The sequence below is a fragment of the Solibacillus sp. FSL H8-0538 genome (assembly GCF_038003525.1).
Lineage (GTDB): Bacteria > Bacillota > Bacilli > Bacillales_A > Planococcaceae > JBBOPI01.
The window spans coordinates 2,605,275-2,625,749 of the sequence record NZ_JBBOPI010000001.1 but is presented as its reverse complement, the minus strand read 5'-3'; the positions used below and the strand labels follow the sequence as shown (position 1 = coordinate 2,625,749).

General features: G+C 40.2%; 17 protein-coding genes and 1 riboswitch. Of the genes, 15 read left to right on the top strand and 2 right to left on the bottom strand.

Annotated features, from left to right (window positions below):
• Nucleotides 1-128 precede the first annotated feature (128 nt).
• The gene (rnhC, locus tag MHH87_RS12475; RefSeq protein ID WP_340749630.1) at nt 129-1,064 is read right to left on the bottom strand and encodes a ribonuclease HIII; all 936 of its coding nucleotides are present in this window, start codon (nt 1,062-1,064) and stop codon (nt 129-131) included.
• Between the two features lie 594 nt (nt 1,065-1,658).
• Here rnhC and zapA point away from each other — a divergent pair.
• The 13 genes from zapA to MHH87_RS12410 all read left to right on the top strand — a co-directional run bounded on the left by zapA (nt 1,659) and on the right by MHH87_RS12410 (nt 16,990).
• A complete protein-coding gene (gene zapA / locus MHH87_RS12470; RefSeq protein ID WP_340749629.1) occupies nt 1,659-1,919 on the top strand; it encodes a cell division protein ZapA in 261 nt (86 codons plus the stop codon).
• A gap of 5 nt (nt 1,920-1,924) precedes the next feature.
• A complete protein-coding gene (locus tag MHH87_RS12465) occupies nt 1,925-2,464 on the top strand; it encodes a CvpA family protein (RefSeq protein ID WP_340749628.1) in 540 nt (179 codons plus the stop codon).
• Between the two features lie 154 nt (nt 2,465-2,618).
• A complete protein-coding gene (gene polX / locus MHH87_RS12460) occupies nt 2,619-4,328 on the top strand; it encodes a DNA polymerase/3'-5' exonuclease PolX (RefSeq protein WP_340749627.1) in 1,710 nt (569 codons plus the stop codon).
• A 30-nt stretch (nt 4,329-4,358) separates the two neighbouring features.
• On the top strand, nt 4,359-6,725 hold the full coding sequence (locus MHH87_RS12455; protein ID WP_340749626.1) for an endonuclease MutS2: 2,367 nt from the start codon (nt 4,359-4,361) through the stop codon (nt 6,723-6,725).
• 15 nt (nt 6,726-6,740) lie between these two features.
• Nucleotides 6,741-7,154, top strand: a complete 414-nt coding sequence (locus tag MHH87_RS12450; RefSeq protein WP_340749625.1) for a DUF350 domain-containing protein — start codon at nt 6,741-6,743, stop codon at nt 7,152-7,154.
• Between the two features lie 393 nt (nt 7,155-7,547).
• Nucleotides 7,548-9,239 (top strand): AMP-binding protein, encoded by a 1,692-nt coding sequence (locus tag MHH87_RS12445; RefSeq protein ID WP_340749624.1) that lies wholly within the window; start codon nt 7,548-7,550, stop codon nt 9,237-9,239.
• Nucleotides 9,240-9,338: 99 nt separating this feature from the next.
• Nucleotides 9,339-9,920, top strand: coding sequence for a TetR/AcrR family transcriptional regulator (locus MHH87_RS12440; RefSeq protein ID WP_340749623.1), 582 nt, complete (start codon nt 9,339-9,341; stop codon nt 9,918-9,920).
• A 15-nt stretch (nt 9,921-9,935) separates the two neighbouring features.
• Nucleotides 9,936-10,709 (top strand): enoyl-CoA hydratase, encoded by a 774-nt coding sequence (locus MHH87_RS12435; protein WP_340749622.1) that lies wholly within the window; start codon nt 9,936-9,938, stop codon nt 10,707-10,709.
• A 26-nt stretch (nt 10,710-10,735) separates the two neighbouring features.
• On the top strand, nt 10,736-11,509 hold the full coding sequence (locus MHH87_RS12430) for an electron transfer flavoprotein subunit beta/FixA family protein (RefSeq protein ID WP_340749621.1): 774 nt from the start codon (nt 10,736-10,738) through the stop codon (nt 11,507-11,509).
• A gap of 144 nt (nt 11,510-11,653) precedes the next feature.
• Nucleotides 11,654-12,631 carry an electron transfer flavoprotein subunit alpha/FixB family protein gene (locus MHH87_RS12425; protein ID WP_340749620.1) on the top strand — a complete coding sequence of 326 codons (978 nt, stop codon included), beginning with the start codon at nt 11,654-11,656 and terminating at the stop codon, nt 12,629-12,631.
• Between the two features lie 348 nt (nt 12,632-12,979).
• Complete coding sequence (trxA, locus tag MHH87_RS12420) at nt 12,980-13,294, top strand: thioredoxin (RefSeq protein ID WP_340749619.1); 315 nt, start codon at nt 12,980-12,982, stop codon at nt 13,292-13,294.
• Between the two features lie 181 nt (nt 13,295-13,475).
• Complete coding sequence (uvrC, locus tag MHH87_RS12415) at nt 13,476-15,251, top strand: excinuclease ABC subunit UvrC (protein WP_340749618.1); 1,776 nt, start codon at nt 13,476-13,478, stop codon at nt 15,249-15,251.
• A 48-nt stretch (nt 15,252-15,299) separates the two neighbouring features.
• A riboswitch (Lysine riboswitch) is annotated at nt 15,300-15,478 on the top strand.
• A gap of 282 nt (nt 15,479-15,760) precedes the next feature.
• The gene (locus MHH87_RS12410) at nt 15,761-16,990 is read left to right on the top strand and encodes an aspartate kinase (protein ID WP_340749617.1); all 1,230 of its coding nucleotides are present in this window, start codon (nt 15,761-15,763) and stop codon (nt 16,988-16,990) included.
• 330 nt (nt 16,991-17,320) lie between these two features.
• Here the strand turns inward: MHH87_RS12410 and MHH87_RS12405 are convergent, their stop codons facing one another.
• A complete protein-coding gene (locus MHH87_RS12405; protein WP_340749616.1) occupies nt 17,321-17,734 on the bottom strand; it encodes a YslB family protein in 414 nt (137 codons plus the stop codon).
• A 271-nt stretch (nt 17,735-18,005) separates the two neighbouring features.
• Between MHH87_RS12405 and MHH87_RS12400 the strand changes: the two genes are divergently transcribed.
• Both MHH87_RS12400 and sdhA read left to right on the top strand, forming a co-directional pair.
• Nucleotides 18,006-18,620: a succinate dehydrogenase cytochrome b558 subunit gene (locus tag MHH87_RS12400; RefSeq protein ID WP_340749615.1), complete on the top strand. Its 615-nt coding sequence runs from the start codon at nt 18,006-18,008 to the stop codon at nt 18,618-18,620.
• 97 nt (nt 18,621-18,717) lie between these two features.
• On the top strand, nt 18,718-20,475 hold the full coding sequence (sdhA, locus tag MHH87_RS12395; protein WP_340749614.1) for a succinate dehydrogenase flavoprotein subunit: 1,758 nt from the start codon (nt 18,718-18,720) through the stop codon (nt 20,473-20,475).

Sequence of the window (20,475 nt, the reverse complement as noted above, 5' to 3'; positions counted from 1 at the left end):
AACCAGCAGTACTAGTGAGTGAACTAGTACTGCTGGTTTTTTGTTATTAGATTTCTGGTGTATGATTTTTTTTTTTTAGGGAATTGGGCCGATTTTTTTGGAGATTACGTGGATTGAATAGGTTTTATTTATGATTTTTTCTTCAAAACAAGTTTACGGGCTTTTTCGGTATTGGCGAAATGCCATTTTGTCATGGACCGCAGTGTTTCCTCACCGTGCTTCATCCAAATTCGGGCGGCCATTTCATCCACTTTATTACTAGCCCCCTTTTGAAGTGGGTAGCCAACGATTTCTGCAAGTTGATCCATTTCTTTAAGGAATGCATAGCGCGCTAAAATAGAAGCAGTTGCGACTGCAACATGTAAGTTTTCAGCCTTTGTTGAAAACAGTACATTTTCACGCACAATTTCTTTTTCGTTTTTTAGATGGTTATAGTAAATGCTCCGCTCCGCAAATTGGTCAATTAAAATATGTTCCGGCTTTTCAGGTGCGATTTTATTAAGGACATGCTTCAGCGCTTGGTTGTGCAGTAATGCTTTGATTTTTCCTTGAGACCAACCACGCGCTTGAATTTGATTATATTTTTCGTTGTGCAATATTAAAACGCTGTGCACACATACTTTTTTTAAATCAGGTGCGATTTGGCGCATGTAGTCATCGGTTAGCATTTTGGAATCTTTGACGCCGAGTTCACGTACGAGCTCAATTTTGTCTGCAGGCACATAAACTGCTGCTACGGTGACTGGACCGAAATAATCACCAGTGCCTGTCTCGTCGGAACCGATTACAGACATTGCCGCAAAGTTTTCTGGTAGTTTGTCACCTTTAGCGGTTGATGTTGATTTTGTAGGCGTGCTCGAAGCAGTTCCCCAACGCGCGGCCTCACGCTCAGCACCTCCTCCCTGGAACATCAACTTTCCAGATTTATACATAGTTATCGTCGTATCAGATAGTTTGGCTGCGAAGATCACACCAGGTGCCTTTCGATCAATACGTGAAGTCGCATAATGAAACTGGACTTTAGTTTGCTCCTCAGCGGAGAGTAATAATACAATATTTGTCATAAGTAGTTTCCTTTCTTTTACTTATTGTTCGAAGATTGTCTTTTGAATGTATATTAATTTTAGGCTTTTGCAAATAGCAAAATGAAAAAAGCCTGGAAATATGAAACTGCTTTTACCAACACAACAGTAGCGCGTAATGGCTAGTATGAAGCAGGAAAAATGATGTCTGAAAAAGTGAGAGCACAAGTACTAACAGCTCTCGCAACATTAGAAGAAAACCAGGTAAGGGTCTTGGTAATCTGAAAAGTCCCGGTTTTGAGTAGGATTCATACGCCATTTCTATTATAGAATAGCCTATTAGAAGTGCCGATTATACTAGTAACACTTAGTCAAGTTACTGGCACTGTTAAGCAAATTTAATTTTCAGATAAATTTATTAGAAGCTTGATAGTAAAGGGTTTTGAAAGTTATCAAGTTGCTATATGTAAACTATTAATGGTATGATATATAGTATGAAAATTACAGAAATCGACTGAACAGGAATCGGATTAAGCTTGTGTTTAATTTGTGAAGCCAGCTAGGAATTGTCGTTTATTCTCTTGGCTTGGATGCTTGAATTACTGTCGTTACTTACGATTTGTGGGGGGTATTACTTTGGCTGAACAAGAAAAAAATCGGATTTCAGTGGAAATATACGGTCATACATATAAAATGGTGGGCACAGAGACTACAGGTCATATGCGCTTAGTGGCATCCATTGTGGACGATAAAATGCGTGAAATTAGTGTGCACAATCCTGCTCTAGATAGCGCAAAGCTAGCAGTCCTTACCGCAGTTAATTCTGTTCACGAATATTTAGTATTAAAAGCGCAAGTTGAACAGCTCGAAGAACAATTGAAACAGTTAAAGGATTGAAGTGAATGCTAGATATAATTTTACTAATCATTTTTGCTGCTAGTTTAATCGTAGGTGCGAAACGTGGATTTGTCGTTCAAGCGATTCATTTAGGGAGTTTTTTCATCGCACTCCTTGTTGCATTTATTTATTATAAACCATTGGCTCAAAAATTTGTGCTATGGATCCCATATCCAGGCTTTTCTGAAAATACGACGATGACACTTGTACTGGATACACTTGATGTCGACCGTACGTTTTATCGTGTGTTTGCATTTGCTATTATTTTTTATGTTGTGAAGATTGCATTACAAATTGTCGGGTCAATGTTTGATTTCTTAACGTATTTACCAGTATTAAAATCATTAAATTACTTACTAGGTGCGGTATTCTGCTTCGTAGAATTCTATTTCCTTATGTTTATCGGGTTGTATGTGGTGGCGTTATTGCCGCTTGAATCCATACAAACCATATTGAGCGGTTCACTTTTAACGAATCTAATTTTAGAGCATACACCAATCTTAACGAGTATGTTCCAAAATTGGTGGTATATTTACTCGAATTAATTGAAAATCTAGTTGATGCGCTTCTCTCGATTTTTGAGGGAAGTTTTTTTAAGCGGATTAGAAAGTATAACTTTTAGGATACCCAAAAAGAAAGCACATCATTTCGCCCGATTTTGGGGAGAGATGTGTCTTTTTAACGAAGGAGGAATGGCAGATGAATAAAAAAACGATTATTCGTACGTTAGAGAAAATTGCTTTGTATTTAGAGTTGCAAGGGGAAAATCCGTTTAAAGTATCCGCCTTTCGTAAAGCAGCGGTTGCACTAGAGGCAGATGAGCGTTCTCTAAGTGAAATTGAAGATATTACAGCGATTAAAGGCATCGGCAAAGGAACTGCGGCTGTAATTGTAGATTTAATTACAACAGGTGAATCCAGCGTATTAAAAGAGCTTGAAGCAGCTGTGCCAAAAGGACTTGTTCCATTATTGAAACTACCGGGACTAGGCGGTAAAAAGTTAGCAAAATTATACAAAGAGCTGGCTGTAGTAGATGCGGATTCATTAAAAGAAGCGTGTGAAACGGGTAAAGTGCAGGCACTTGCTGGCTTTGGTGCAAAAACAGAAGAGAAAATTTTAAAGGAGTTAGCGAATTTTGGTGCACGTGCTGAACGTTTACCAGTATGGCAGCTAGAGCCCGTTGTGTTAGAAATTAATGAGCTCCTTGCTGGGCTACCTGAAATTCAAAAGTTCTCGGTTGCTGGAAGCTTCCGTCGTGTGAGCGAAACGAGTAAGGACGTAGATTTCATCATTGCTACTGATGATTACGAAGTTGTGCGCGAGGCGATTTTAACACGTTTAGCCATTTTAGAAACGGTTGCTGCAGGAGATACGAAAATTTCCGTAGTATTAGACCGTGAAGAGCCTGTAAGTGTAGATTTTAGACTGGTGAAGCTGAGCGAATATGCAACAGCGCTGCATCATTTTACTGGCTCAAAAGATCATAATATTCGCATGCGTCAGTTAGCGAAAGATCAAGGAAAGAAGATTAGTGAGTACGGTGTGGAGCAGCCGGACGGAACGGTTGCTACATTTAATACCGAAGAAGCATTTTTTGCACATTTTGATTTACCGTTCATCCCACCAACTGTTCGGGAGAGCGGCAAGGAGCTAGAACGCTTAGATGAGCTTGACGATTTAGTAAAGCTTGAAGATATTGTCTCTGATTTGCATATGCATACAACTTGGTCTGATGGTGCGCATTCAGTGGTTGAAATGGGTGAGGCACTTATTGCACGTGGCTATACTCATGGTGTTATTACGGACCACTCGCAATATTTAAAGGTGGCAAACGGCTTAACACCAGAACGTCTTGACAAACAAAAGCTTGAGATTTTTGCATTTAACGAAATACACTCGAACTTCCGTTTATACCGCGGAACTGAAATGGATATTTTACCTGATGGGACACTTGATTTTGACGATGATCTGATGAGGGAATTAGACTTTGTTATTGCGTCTATTCATTCTAGTTTTACGCAGTCTCAAGATAAAATTATGGCAAGACTGAAAACAGCAATTGAAAATCCATACGTGCATATGATTGCCCATCCAACAGGGCGTGTGATTGGTCAGCGTGAGGGCTATAATCCGGACGTCCCACTGTTGATTGAATGGGCAGCGGAACATGGGAAGATTTTAGAGTTAAATGCCAACCCGTACCGCCTTGATTTATGCATTGAACATTTAGTATTAGCAATGGATAAAAACGTCCCAATTGCCATTAATACAGATGCACATGCGATTGAACAACTGCGTTTCATGGATATTGGGACAAAATATGCACAAAAAGCATGGCTGAAAAGAGATTTAATCGTCAATACATGGAATATAGAGCAATTTGAGGCTTTCATAAAGAAAAATAAATAAACTAACTAAGACTAACAGGAGGTGTTCTTAATGATCGAAACGCGAGCATTGAAAACACTAGAATTTGATAAAATCCGCGAGCAAGTCGCTCGTTTTTGTTCGAACTCAATCGGAAAAGCAGCACTGGATGAATTAGTACCAGAAACGAATTTTGATACGGTCGTTGAGCTACTTGAGGAGATGGATGAAGGTTTAGCGATCCTCCGTGTCAAAGCCAATGTACCAATGGGCGGTATTTTTGATGTACGCCCTCATGCAAGACGCGCGCAAATCGGCGGCATGCTAAGCCCGATGGAGTTAATGGAAATTGCCAGTACCATTCGAGCAAGCCGCATTTTACGGAATTTTATCGAGGACATTGAAACAGAAGGTGCGATTGACATCCCGCATTTCATCGAGCGGAAGGAGCAAATGCCTGTACTTACGGCGCTGCAGCACGAAATTAATGCCTGCATCGATGAGAACGGTGCCGTATTAGATTCAGCAAGTACGACGCTACGCTCAATTCGCCAATCGCTGCGTTCTGAAGAAGCAAAAGTACGTCAAAAACTGGAAAGCTTAACGCGCGGCTCGAATGCAACAAAAATGCTATCAGATGCAATAATAACGATTCGTAATGACCGCTTCGTTATTCCAGTAAAGCAAGAGTATCGTTCGCATTACGGCGGTATCGTCCATGATCAATCAGCATCAGGTCAAACATTATTCATTGAGCCGGATGCAGTTGTTCAAGCAAATAATGAAGTCCAACGATTAAAGGTAAAAGAAAAAGCTGAAATTGACCGTATTTTAGCAGAGCTAACGGCTAAAGTTCAAGAAGTAGGTCATGACCTATTTGTTCTTGTACAGCTTCTTGGTGAAGTGGATGTCGTTCTTGCAAAAGGGAAGTACGGCCAAGCGAATAAATGTACGAAGCCGAAAATGAATAACGAAGGATATACACGTTTAGTACGTGCACGCCACCCGTTACTTGCGATGGAAGAAGCGGTGCCAAATACGATTGAATTTGGCCGTGATGTGACGGCAATCGTTATTACAGGTCCAAATACAGGTGGTAAAACGGTAACATTAAAAACAGTGGGTCTTTGTACGTTAATGGCACAGTCTGGATTACCAGTACCTGCGCTTGATGGTTCGGAGTTGGCTGTATTTGAACAAATTTTCGCGGATATCGGTGATGAGCAGTCGATCGAGCAATCACTGTCAACGTTCTCCTCTCATATGGTGAATATTGTTGATATTTTAAGTAAGTTTGATGACAAGTCCCTCATTTTATTTGACGAATTAGGTGCAGGTACAGATCCGCAAGAAGGTGCCGCGCTAGCCATTTCGATTTTAGACGAAGTCGTTGGGTACGGTGCGCGTATCATGGCAACAACGCACTATCCTGAGTTAAAAGCGTACGGCTATAACCGTCCTTCTGTTGTCAATGCGAGTGTGGAATTTGATGTGGAAACATTAAGTCCGACCTATCGTTTACTTATTGGTGTACCAGGCCGTTCGAATGCCTTTGAAATTTCTAAACGCTTAGGCTTAAATGCTACAGTAATTGATCGGGCAAAATCGTTTACAGGTACGGATCGTCACGAAGTTGAATCCATGATTGCTTCGCTTGAGGAAAGCCGTCGTCGCTCTGAACGTGAGGCGGACGAGGCACATGTGTTATTAGAAGAAGCGAAAACGTTACGTGAGCAATTAGATGAACGCTTGCGCACTTATGATGATAAAAAAGAGAATTTAGAGAAAAAAGCAAAAGACAAAGCGCGTAAAATCGTTGACAATGCGAAAGCAGAAGCAGAAAAGATAATCGCAGAGCTTCGCGAAATGAAGAAAAATGCTGCGGATTTGGTAAAGGATCATGAGCTTATCGATGTGAAAAAACGTCTGGATGAAGCGGCACCAAAAGAAAATAAAGTGTTACAAAAGGCTGTCGCAAACCGTGAGCGCGTACAAAACCTACAACCGGGTGATGAAGTAAAAGTACTAAGCTATGGTCAAAAAGGGACGCTTCTTAAAAAAGCAGCTGGTAATGAGTGGGTAGTTCAAATTGGGATTTTAAAAATGAAACTGCCTGAAGCGGATTTACAATACATTAAGCCGGAAAAAGAACAGGTGACACGCACAATGACGAACGTGAAAAATCGTACGAGTCATGTGAAGCTTGAGCTAGACCTTCGTGGTGAACGCTATGAAGATGCATTAATCCGTACAGAGAAATATTTGGATGATGCACTGCTAGCCAATTATCCGCGTGTATCCATTATTCACGGTAAGGGGACAGGGGCGCTCCGTCAAGGGATTCAAAGCTACTTAAAGGGCAACAAGCGTGTGAAGTCCTATCGTTACGGTGAAGCGGCTGAAGGTGGATTTGGTGTGACTGTAGTAGAATTTAAATAAAAAGGGGATGAATAGATGCTAGGTTTGATTTTTTGGCAACATCCTTTAGTAGAAACAGCAGGTTATTTTAGCGTCGTTGTCCTTTGTTTAGTTGTATCGATGGTATTATTTGAAATCGTTACGAAATATAAAAACTGGGAAGAAATAAAAAAGGGTAATGTGGCAGTAGCATTAGCAACGGGCGGTAAAATTTTAGGTGTATGTAATATTTTCCGCTATTCGATAGAGCGTCATACATCGCTTGGTGAAATGATTGGCTGGGGGCTTTACGGATTCACCCTCTTGATTTTCGCGTATATTTTATTTGAGTTTTTAACACCGCGCTTTAAAGTTGACGAGGAAATTGAAACGGATAACCGCTCAGTTGGTTTTATTTCGTTTACAATTTCTGTCGGCTTATCATTTGTCATTGGGGCAAGTATTTCGTAGGAGAGAAATGATGGAGAAATTAGCAAAAGTATTAATGATCGTCTGTGGCATCTTCTTGATCATTGGCGTGTATTATTTACTAACAATTTAACATTAAATACGGGGCTGTGCCAAAAGTGAAACGCTCACTTTCGGCACAGCCTTTGTTGATTTTTTTATAAAAATTAATAGGAATATTACTTTATCTAGAAAAGTATATTTATAAAATAAAACACCAACTGTAACGGTTCTGATTAAAAGAATGTTATAGAATTTATAACGATAATAAAGAAAAAATGTGTATAAACGAGCTAAAAAACAGAATACAAATAAAATCTATTTGAAAGTATTTCCTTTTTTAATTATAATAATAATCAGAATATTAAAGTGTTTGAAGCAAAGGGGGAGAGGTTTATGGCAGAAAAGGTATGGCTAGCAAATTATCCGCAAGAAATACCGCATTCGTTGGATTTACCGAGAATCCCAGTAAATCAGTTTTTAACGGATGCGTATAAAGCGAATCCATCAAAAGTGGCCATTCACTTTATGGGGAAAGACATTACGTACCGTGAGCTTTATGAATCTGCTTTGAAATTTGCGAACTACTTGCGTACTCTAGGGGTGGAGAAGGGCGACCGAGTAGCAATTATGCTGCCAAACTGTCCGCAATCGGTCATTGCATACTACGGTATAATGTATGCTGGGGGAATCGTTGTACAAACGAATCCACTGTATACAGAACGTGAGCTACAATATCAAATGGCAGACTCAGGAGCCAAAGTGATTTTAGTAATGGATATTTTATATCCGCGTGCTATGAAGATTTTAAAAAATACAAAGCTTGAAAATGTTATAGTAACAGGGATTAAGGATTACTTACCGTTCCCGAAAAACTTAGTGTATCCATTCATTCAAAAGAAACAATATGGCTTTAGCGTAAAAGTTGAGCACAGTGGTATTAATCACTTATTCACAGAGATTCTACGTTCTGCACAGTTAAAAGTGCTCGATGTTCCGTTTGATTTCGACAATGACCTAGCATTACTGCAATATACAGGAGGAACAACTGGCTCTCCAAAAGGTGTCATGCTAACGCACAAAAACTTAATTGCTAACACGATGATGTGTGATGCATGGATGTACCGTTGCGAGAAGGGGCAGGAAACAATTTTAGGAATTCTACCATTCTTTCATGTTTATGGTATGACAACCGTTCTTATTTTATCTGTAATGCAACAGGGTCGTATGGTGCTATTACCGAAGTTTGATGTTGAGCAAGCATTGAAAACGATTGATAAGCAAAAACCAACGCTCTTCCCGGGTGCGCCAACCATGTACATTGGGTTATTAAGTCATCCTGATTTAGCAAAATATGATTTATCTTCAATTAAGGCTTGCTTAAGTGGTTCGGCGCCACTACCAGTTGAAGTACAGGAGCGCTTTGAAGAGATTACAGGTGGAAAGCTAGTTGAAGGGTATGGATTAACGGAAACTTCACCCGTTACACATGCAAACTTCATTTGGGAAAACCGTGTACCAGGATCAGTTGGTGTACCGTGGCCAGATACAGATGCAGTTATTTTACGTTCAGGGGATACAGAAATCTTGCCAGTTGGTGAAATTGGTGAAATTGCGATTAAAGGGCCGCAAGTAATGAAGGGCTACTGGAATCGTCCTGAGGATACTGCGATGACTTTTGCAGACGGCTGGTTCTTAACAGGGGATCTTGGTTATATGGATGAAAAAGGTTATTTCTATGTAGTAGACCGCAAGAAAGATATGATTATTGCTGGCGGTTTTAATATTTATCCACGTGAGGTAGAGGAAGTGCTATATGAGCATGAGGCTGTGCAGGAATGTGTAGTTGCAGGTATTCCAGACCCGTATCGCGGTGAAACAGTAAAGGCATATATAGTGTTAAAAGAAGGGTTTACAGTATCTGATAAAGAATTAAATAACTATTGCCGACAAAATTTAGCTACTTATAAGGTACCGCGTTTTTATGAGTTCCGCGAAGTTTTACCAAAAACGGCAGTAGGGAAAATTTTGCGTCGAACGCTTATTGATGAAGAAAAAGCAAAATTGGCAGGGCAAGAAGCAAAATAAATTCAGTTAACTATTGACAGAATGTTGAACAAATTATAATATGAAAACATGAATGAATGGTCATTCATGTTTTCGATTTTTTTTTGGTGGTGAAACAACTTGAAACGAAACAAACCCAAATATAAACAAATAATCGATGCTGCTGTCATTGCGATTGCAGAAAACGGTTATCATCAGGCGCAAGTGTCAAAAATTGCAAAACAGGCTGGCGTTGCAGATGGCACTATTTATTTATACTTCAAAAACAAAGAAGATATATTAATTTCTGTTTTTCAAGAAAAAATGGGGCTTTTTGTAGACAATTTACAAGATATAATAAAAAATGGAAGTACATCATCTGAGAAATTAGGACAGATGATCGAAAACCATTTTAGCGTATTGTCGAGTGATCGCCATCTAGCAACTGTAACTCAATTAGAACTACGGCAGTCGAATAAAGAAATTAGACTGAAAATTAATTCAATTCTAAAAGAATATTTGATGCTACTTGATCAGATTTTAATTGAAGGTATGGTATCGGGAGAATTCAATCCAACGATGGATGTTCGTATTGCACGTCAAATGGTCTTTGGCACAGTCGATGAAATGACAACAACATGGGTAATGAATGATTATCGTTATGATTTAATGGAGCTCTCTCCGAAAGTAAGGGAATTGCTACTAAATGGGTTAAAAGCTTAAAAGGGGTGTGGGAGAATGGAGTTTCTAAGTTGGCAAGTTGAAGAAGGGGTAGCAATCGCTACTATTTCAAGACCGCCTGCAAATGCATTGTCACAGGGGTTAATTAAAGATGTGGATGCATTTTTAGATGCAGTTGAAAATGATGAAGCGGTTCGTGTCCTCGTTCTTCACGGAGAAGGACGATTCTTTTCAGCGGGTGCAGATATTAAAGAGTTTACTGGGATTGCATCTGGTGAAGAGTTTGCGGGACTCGCGAAAAATGGCCAAATCGTATTTGAACGTTTGGAGTCATTCTCAAAACCGGTAATCGCTGCGATCCACGGGGCTGCTCTAGGCGGTGGGTTAGAGCTAGCGATGGGTTGCCATATGCGTTTTGTCACAGAGAGTGCAAAGCTCGGTTTACCAGAGCTTTCACTAGGCATTATTCCTGGTTTTGCCGGAACTCAACGTCTACCACGCTATGTTGGTATAGCAAAAGCAGCCGAAATGATGTTTACAAGCGAGCCAATCTCAGGTATTGAGGCAGTTCAGTGGGGATTAGCAAACCGTGCATTCTCCGAAGAAGAGCTCCTTCCAAAAACAATCGAGATTGCGAAGAAAATTGCCAAGAAGAGCCCAATTGCACTTAAAACAGCGATTCAAATGCTACAGTATTCGAAAACGCCTACATTCCATGAAGGTGTTGCTGCGGAAGCGCAAAGTTTCGGTACAGTTTTCGTCTCACAAGATGCAAAAGAAGGTATTCAGGCATTTATCGAAAAACGTGAACCAGTCTTTACAGGCAAATAAAATATAGCTTTTAGGAGGTCTGACTAATGAATATTTTTGTATTAGTAAAACGTACGTTTGACACAGAAGAAAAAATCGTTGTATCTGGCGGCAAAATTCAAGAAGACGGTGCTGAGTTCATCATCAATCCATACGATGAGTACGCAATTGAAGAAGCAATCCAAAAACGTGATGCACTAGGCGGTAAAGTCACAGTCATAACAATTGGTGGCGAGGACGCTGAAAAGCAACTTCGTACAGCGCTTGCAATGGGTGCAGATGAAGCAGTATTAATTAATACAGAAGATGATTTAGACGAGCTGGATCAATATTCAGCATCCTTTATTTTAGCTGAATACTTAAAAGATAAAGACGCGGACTTAATTTTAGCAGGTAACGTTGCAATCGACGGTGGTTCTGGTCAAGTTGGACCACGCTTAGCAGATCTTTTAGGCATTAACTACGTAACGACAATTACTAGCCTTGAAATCACTGGCACAAACGTAAAAATCGTACGTGATATCGAAGGGGATTCAGAAATTCTTGAAACTTCTTTACCACTCTTAGTAACGGCACAACAAGGCTTAAACGAGCCACGTTATCCTTCATTACCGGGCATTATGAAGGCCAAGAAGAAACCGCTTGCAGAGCTTGAGCTTGACGATTTAGATATCGACGAAGATGACGTTGAAGTGAAAGTAGAAACGATTGAAATCTACTTACCTCCTCAAAAAGCAGCAGGTCGCGTATTAGCAGGTGAATTACCAGCTCAAGTAAAAGAACTAGTAAACTTACTTCATACAGAAGCAAAAGTAATCTAATTTTAAGGTGGAGTCAATCTTAGGGTGTTAGTCTAAGTTCATCGCATTCATGAGACAACGACTAACTTAGCTGCGTTATGCAGGCCCGCGATTACGCCAAGGTGAAATCGATTAAGAATCTTAGATGGTAATGGAGGGATATACATGTCAAAAAAAGTGTTAGTATTAGGTGAAGTTCGTGAAGGTAGCCTACGTAACGTATCATTCGAAGCAATTGCAGCTGGTAAACAAGTAGCTGACGGCGGCGAAGTAGTGGGCGTTTTAATCGGTGACAGTATTGCTGGAGTAGCTTCAGAGTTAATCGCGTACGGTGTAGACCGTGTCATAACTGTTGAGCACCCGCATTTAAAAACATATACATCTGATGGCTTCAGCCAAGCATTCCTTGCAGTTGCTGAACAAGAAAAACCAGAAGCAATCATTTTCGGTCATACTTCTCTAGGGAAAGACTTATCACCAAAAATTGCTTCTCGTTTAAAATCGGGTTTAATTTCTGACGTTACAGAAATCGAGGGTACTGGCGATGCTGCAGTATTCATCCGCCCAATCTATTCTGGGAAAGCGTTTGAAAAAGTGAAAGTAAAAGACGGCGTTGTTTTCGCAACAATTCGTCCAAACAATATTGCACCTCTTGAGCAAGATGCTTCTCGCACGGGCAATGTATCTTCATTATCAGTAGATATCACAAACTTACGCACAATTATTAAAGAAGTTGTTCGTAAATCAACTGACGGGGTAGACCTTTCAGAAGCGAAAGTAGTTGTCGCTGGTGGTCGTGGTGTGAAATCGGAAGAGGGTTTCGGGCCATTAAAAGAGTTAGCTAACTTACTAGGCGGTGCAGTTGGTGCTTCTCGTGGAGCATGTGACGCAGAATACTGTGATTACTCATTACAAATTGGACAAACTGGTAAAGTAGTAACGCCTGATCTTTATATTGCAGCTGGAATTTCTGGGGCAATCCAACATTTAGCGGGTATGTCAAACTCTAAAGTAATCGTAGCGATCAACAAAGATCCAGAAGCGAATATTTTTAAAGTAGCTGACTACGGAATCGTTGGTGACTTATTCGAAGTTGTGCCAATGTTAATCCAAGAATTTAAAGCGTTAAAAGTAAACGCATAATGGTTGAAAGCGGCGGAGCTTAAGAACTCCGTCGCTTTTTTATCTACATAAGTATGGACAGCATCTCTCCTTATTTTAGGTGAGTTGTGTCTTTCTAATCTTTTTTTACAATGCTTTTAATGACGCTAAGAGTCGATGAATTCTTTAGTGCACTGGAACATTGAGGAAGTAAAACGATTCTATGTGTTACTTTAAAAGCTCAAAATATTGGTAGAGTATAAAGCTGCTATAATCTTAATATTTTCAATGACTCACTAAATCGCTAATACTTAGTAAGCATATTGGTGTTTTTTATTTGGTAAATCGTGCTATACTACATGCAGATGTTATTTAAGGAGGCTATTTATAATGGCAATTGTACACGGTACTGATCAAAACTTTGAGCAAGAAATCGCTGAAGGCGTAGTTCTTGTAGACTTCTGGGCAACTTGGTGTGGCCCATGTAAAATGATCGCTCCAGTTTTAGAAGAGTTAGACGCTGAAATCGGTGGCGACGTGAAAATCGTTAAAGTAGATGTAGACAACAACCAAGGTACAGCAGCTGAGTACCAAATCATGTCTATTCCATCTTTATTATTATTCGTTGATGGTGAGCTAAAAGCAAAAACTGCTGGCTACCAACCTAAAGAAGCGCTTATCGACTTCATTAACGATAACAAATAATTTAAACAGTCAAAAGCCGCGTGCCATAGTGCATGCGGCTTTTTTTGGATAAGAAAGTAAAGCTTACTTAACCACTTAATAAATATCAAAATCGAACCCTATTTTGATGGCAAGATGTATCTTTCTAACTTCCTCTATTTAGGGTACTATAGCCATATACGACAAAAATTCAGGTGATCGCATGAATGACATAATACAAGCAAAGTTAGCCATTTTACCAGAAGAATCTGGCTGCTATTTAATGAAGGACCGACAAGGCACGATTATTTATGTCGGCAAGGCCAAGGTGTTGAAAAATCGTGTGCGTTCTTACTTTACCGGTAGCCATAATGGAAAAACAGCGCGACTCGTTAGCGAGATTGTGGATTTTGAATATATCGTCACATCCAGTAACCTAGAAGCACTTATATTAGAGTTGAACCTCATTAAGCTACATGATCCAAAATATAATATTATGCTAACGGATGACAAAACGTATCCATATATAAAAATAACGAATGAAAAGTATCCGCGTATTTTAACAACCCGCAAAGTGAAGAAGGATAAAGCGAAATATTTTGGTCCTTATCCGAATGCCTTTGCTGCAAATGAAACGCGCAAAATGCTCGATCGTATTTATCCATTACGAAAATGTGCACAGCTGCCAAATCAAGTTTGTTTGTATTATCATCTAGGGCAATGTCTTGCGCCTTGTGTAAAGGATATTGATGAGCAAGTTTATGAAAATATGATTGAGGAAATTTCGAAATTTCTAAACGGCGGCTATGTAGATGTAAAAAAGGATTTGGAAGAAAAAATGCTGGAGGCGGCTGACAAGCTTGAGTTTGAGCGTGCCAAGGAATTTCGCGATCAAATCGCCCATATTGAAACAGTTATGCAAAAGCAAAAAATTGTGACAGGCGATTTATCGGACCGCGATGTATTCGGCTATGCTGTAGAAAAGGGCTGGATGTGCGCGCAAGTATTCTTCGTCCGACAAGGTAAGTTAATTGAACGAGATGTTTCAGTTTTCCCAATTTACGGGGATCCAGATGAGGAGTTTTTAACGTTTGTTGGCCGCTTTTATGAATCACCGCAGCACTTAAAACCAAAAGAGATTTTTATCCCTGCAACTGTGGATGAAACAATATTACAAAATTTACTTGACGTAAAAGTTATTATTCCAAAAAGAGGCTCGAAGAAGGAACTCGTTGATATGGCAATTAAAAATGCGCAAATTGCGATCCATGAAAAGTTTCAGCTGATTGAACGTCAAGAAGAACGAACGGTGGGGGCTTGTGAGGCATTAGGTGTGGCGATGGGCATTACACCACCACTGCGTATCGAAGCATTTGATAATAGCCATATGCATGGTGCTGATCCCGTATCCGCAATGGTCGTCTTTATTGACGGCAAACCGGCAAAAAAGGAATACCGTAAATACAAAACACGAGAAGCGGCAAAGCATGATGATTACGGTGCTATGCAGGAAGTTATTCGCCGCCGGTATATACGGGTACTGCGTGAGAATTTACCACTACCGGATTTAATAATTATTGATGGTGGTAAAGGGCAAATGGAAGTTGCGCGTGAAGTCGTTGAGGATGAACTCGGGTTGTATATTCCGATTGCTGGCCTTGCAAAGGATAGTAAACACAATACTTCACAGCTGTTATTCGGTGACCCACCAGAGCCGATTGCGATGAAACGAACGAGTGACGGCTTTTATTTATTGCAACGCATTCAAGATGAGGTGCACCGATTTGCCATTACATTTTTACGTCAACAGCAGCAGGCACATGCGATTACATCCGTACTAGATGGCATCGAAGGGGTTGGGCCAAAGCGTAAGCAGCAACTATTAAAGCATTTTGGTTCAGTAAAGAAAATTCGAGAGGCAACCATCGAGGAGTTAATAGAGGCGGGGATGCCAAGTACTCTCGCTATTTCGATTAATTCTTATTTTCAGAAAGAATAATTGAAAAAGCATGATCATTATGCTATTGTTGGAAATAATAATTAAATACTTTTTGATAGAGGTGCAGCATTCAAGAGTAGCTTGCAGGAGGTTGAACAAATCCTGTGATTGCAAGCGAAAGGGGAGACTGCCGAAGTGTGTAGCGAATTGTTCAAGCTATATGCTGGTTGTGCATTTAATAAATGTAGGACTGTCAGAATGTCACGTTCTGGAGAGCTATCTCAACTAACAGTTTTTTGTCATTGAGGCGGCTTTTCACGAATGTGAAAGGTCGTTTTTTTTGTGGATAAGGAAGTATAACTTTCCCCTCCATATTAGTAAGGACATCATTTTGCTCTATTTTAATAGGAGTATTCGGTTTTAGTAACGTTAGGGGCTCTATTAGTAACAACATAGTTCTATTGACCACAATTCAAATTCTATTAGTAACAGCGGTGAGCCGCGGGGGATGCACATAGTATGTATTACTTCCTGCGAGTGATCTATCAAAATTAAAGGAGAGTGAAGAAATGGGAACAATCGTCGTTAAATTTGGTGGACCAGCAATTGCTACACCAGAAAAAATTCAACTAGTTGCACAGCGCGTAATAGAAGAAAAACAGCGGGGTTTACATGTAGTTGTCGTCATTTCATCAATGACGACAATTCGAAGAGAGCTCAGACAATTTGCAGCCGACATTTCAGATGAACCGTCTAAACGAGAAATGGATGTGCTCATTGCAACCGGCACGCAAATGGCGAGTGCTTTACTCGCGATAGCCATTCAAGAACGTGGTGTGAAAGCAACTTCACTTGCAGGTTGGCAGGCTGGCGTTACAACGAATCAGCAGCATCGTAACGCACGAGTTGAGCGTGTTGACACAAGTCGCATTGTGAATCATTTAGAACAGGATGAAATCGTCATTGTTGCCGGCTTTCAAGGTGTGGATGACAAAGGGGATATTACAACGCTTGGTAAGGGTGGCTCGGAAACGACCGCTGTTGCATTAGCGGTGGCTTTAGGTGCAGATCATGTGGACATTTACACGAATGTAGATGGTATTTATACGGCAGATCCTAACGTTGTCAAATCGGCACGCAAACTAAAGGAGTTATCATATGATGAAATGCTGGAGTTATCCAATTTAGGTGCACATATTATTCACCCGCGTGCTGTCGAGTTAGCCAAAAAATTTGAAATGCCTGTCATCGTACGATCAAGCATAGTCGATGTAGAGGGAACATTGTTAAAAGGGGATGTTGAAGTGGAAAAAAATTTAATTGTGCGCGGTGTTGCGTACGAAGCGGACGTAATTCGTTTAACAATTGGCTATGATTCGTACGAGGCTGCTTCATTAGCGGAGATTTTTAGCATATTAGCGGAAAATAGTATTAATGTGGATATTATTGTGCAGGCAGTCATTGATGGCGTAAAGCCAACGATTTCCTTTACGATTGCTAAAGAAGAGTTCGCTGAGGCGTTACGCGTATTAGAGTCTAGCAAGCTGTCACTAGGATTTAGCTTTGCCGATTTTGAAGTGGGCTTAGCCAAAGTATCGATTGTTGGCTCAGGAATGGTATCCAACCCAGGGGTAGCCGCTCGTATGTTTGATCGATTAAGAAAAGAGCATATTGCAGTGAAAATGGTCAGTACATCTGAAATTAAAGTATCCGTAGTCGTCCCACAGGAGGCAATGGTGCAGGCAGCAAATGCGCTTCATGATGAATTCCATTTAGCGGAGAGAGTAGCTATTGGATAGGTGTTTGACTAGTCATTCAAAACAGATAACGAAGCGATGTATACAAATACGTATTAACACATAAATCGGTTAAGCGTTGCAAACTTCATCACAACCTAACAAAGGCGATTGTCCGCATAGTAATTGTGCTGACAATCGCCTTTGTTCCTGCTAGGGGAATTATGAAATTACGCTATGTGGATAACATAAAAAAAAGTAAATGCAACGTCTAGGCTAAAGCCCCAGCCCCTCGAGGTCGCGGTCTGCCCTCGAGCGAAGGCAAAGAGCGCTTCACTTCGGGCTCGAAAGCAGCTGTCGGGGCTGAACAGGCGCTTTAGCACTTTTGTTTTATTACATCTGTTCTTTTAAATCCCACTTTACATGAAACTTAACCGTGTTTTGTTTGACGTTTTTTTCATCATAGCACTCTGTTAAGAAGCCAATGTTTTTTTGCATTTGTTCTGCTAAAAAGCCTGCCTCAAGACGGAAGCAACGATTTTCGATATTTAGTAGATCCTGTTCATTTGTGAGAAAATAGTAAGCCTCGTCCTTGGTCTCTTTTTCCAACGATAATATACCCCAGCCTGCTTCATGAAAAAAAGAAGCAGCCTCTGTCATTGAAAATAAAGGGAATTTACGTGCTATTTGTTTGCCCGCCCAGTATAAAACATCCTCTTCATGCTTGCCGAGGATGGAAGAGAGTAAGCTATCGCGAACGATTTCGTAGCCAAATGCTGGAATCGTTTTCATTTGATCAACTGCCATGGAAAAAACCTCTTTCGTAAATTTTCTTATAATTCAGACTTAAATAGAAAAAATGCATACAATTTGTAGAAAAAACAGGAATAAAACAGTAAAATCTAACGCTTTTCATTTGTATTAAATGTTCGAAGTTACCTTGACGCTAGTAAATCTTGAGAGTACAATGGACATGTCATAATATTGTACCATTATGAAATGCGCAGTCAATGCGAAACGTTAACAATTTCGTGACGTAAATGACTTCGGATTTTAAGTACTAAGGGGGGTAACAGTCTTGTCGAAAGATCGTGAATTTTTATGGCGTCGTTTGCATTCTTTACTTGGTGTAGTTCCAGTAGGTCTGTTTTTGGCGTTCCACTTGTCATTGAACTTCACTGCTGTTGGCGGTGAACAAGCTTACAATGATGCAACGGGGGTAATGGAATTAGTTCCACATTCTCTGCTGTTGCTAGTTGAATGGGTAGTTATTTATATCCCATTAATTTTCCATGCATTTTACGGAATTTACATTGCGTTTACTGCTACGAACAATACGAAGCGTTTTAGCACATTCCGTAACTGGATGTTTGCACTACAACGTTTCACAGGTATTTTCTTAGTAGTATTCATTGCATGGCATCTCTTCCAAACGCGTATTCAAAAGGCGTTTGGTGAAGAAGTTAACTTTGATATGATGCAAGAAATTGTGAATAATCCTTTGATGTTAGCTTTCTACATCGTAGGTATCTTAGCTGCAACATTCCACTTAGCGAACGGTTTATGGTCGTTCTTAGTTAGCTGGGGAATTACACAATCAAAGAAATCACAACAAGTGGCAACATATATTACATTAGCATTCTTCGTAGTGTTAAGTATTGTTGGTGTAGCTGCAATTTTAGCATTTGTTTAATATTAACGTAACTTGAAGTACTGATACATAGTTACGGACGTATAAAACAAACAGGTGATGAAAGTAAATAGCAATGTAAGAGGAGTGAGAAATAATCATGGCGAAAAGCAAAATCATCGTCGTAGGCGGCGGATTAGCCGGCTTAATGGCAACGATTAAAGCAGCTGAAGTAGGCACTGCAGTTGAATTATTCTCATTAGTTCCAGTAAAACGCTCACACTCTGTATGTGCGCAAGGCGGAATTAATGGCGCAGTTAACACTAAAGGTGAAGGGGATTCTCCATGGATCCACTTTGACGATACAGTTTACGGTGGGGATTTCTTAGCAAACCAACCACCAGTAAAAGCAATGGCTGATGCCGCACCTGGTATCATTCACTTATTAGACCGCATGGGCGTAATGTTTAACCGTACACCAGAAGGTCTTCTTGACTTCCGTCGTTTTGGCGGTACGTTAATGCACCGTACAGCATTTGCTGGTGCAACAACTGGTCAACAATTACTATATGCACTTGATGAGCAAGTTCGTTCACATGAAGTAGCAGGTTTAGTAACGAAATATGAGCACTGGGAATTCCTTGGTGCTGTTACAGATGACGAAGGCGTATGCCGCGGTATCGTAGCGCAAGATTTAAAAACTGAAGAAATCAAATCGTTCCGTGGTGACGCGGTTATTATGGCAACGGGTGGTCCTGGTATTATCTTCGGTAAAACAACAAACTCAGTAATCAACACGGGTTCAGCAGCATCAATTGTTTACCAACAAGGTGCTTCTTATGCCAATGGTGAGTTCATCCAAATTCACCCGACAGCGATCCCTGGCGACGACAAAAACCGTCTAATGTCAGAATCTGCTCGTGGTGAAGGTGGCCGTGTTTGGACATATAAAGACGGTAAACCATGGTACTTCCTAGAAGAAAAGTACCCAGCTTACGGTAACTTAGTACCACGTGATATCGCAACACGCGAAATCTTCGACGTATGTGTTAACCAAAAACTTGGTATCAACGGAGAAAACATGGTATACCTAGATCTTTCTCATAAAGATCCACATGAATTAGATATCAAACTTGGTGGTATCATCGAAATTTATGAAAAATTCGTTGGAGATGATCCACGAAAACTTCCAATGAAAATCTTCCCAGCGGTTCACTATTCAATGGGCGGACTATGGGTAGATTACGATCAAATGACTGAAATTCCTGGTTTATTTGCAGCGGGTGAATGTGATTACTCTCAACATGGTGCAAACCGTCTGGGTGCAAACTCACTATTATCAGCAATTTACGGCGGTATGGTTGCAGGACCAAACGCAGTAGAATATGTAAAGCAACTGAAAAAACATGCAGAAGATCTTCCAGAAGACATCTTTACAGCTCGTGAAGCAGAAGAAAAAGCGAAATGGGAAGAAATTCTTTCAATGGATGGAACAGAAAACGCTTACTTAATTCATAAAGAGCTTGGCGAATGGATGACAGACAATGTAACCGTAGTTCGTCACAACGATCGTTTAGAAGAAACATATAAAAAACTAAATGAATTACTTGAGCGTTGGGAAAAAATCAACATTAACGATACGCAAAAATGGAGTAACCAAGGTGCTCACTTTACGCGTCAGTTGAAAAACATGCTATATCTTGCAAAAGTAATTACTAAAGGCGCTCTTTTACGTAACGAGTCTCGCGGAGCTCACTATAAACCTGAATTCCCAGATCGTAACGATGAAGACTTCTTAAAAACAACGATGGCGAAATTTGATCCAGCTACTGGCGAACCAATCATTACGTATGATGAGGTAGACGTATCATTAATCCCACCACGTAAACGTGACTATTCTGCGAAAGGGGATAACTAA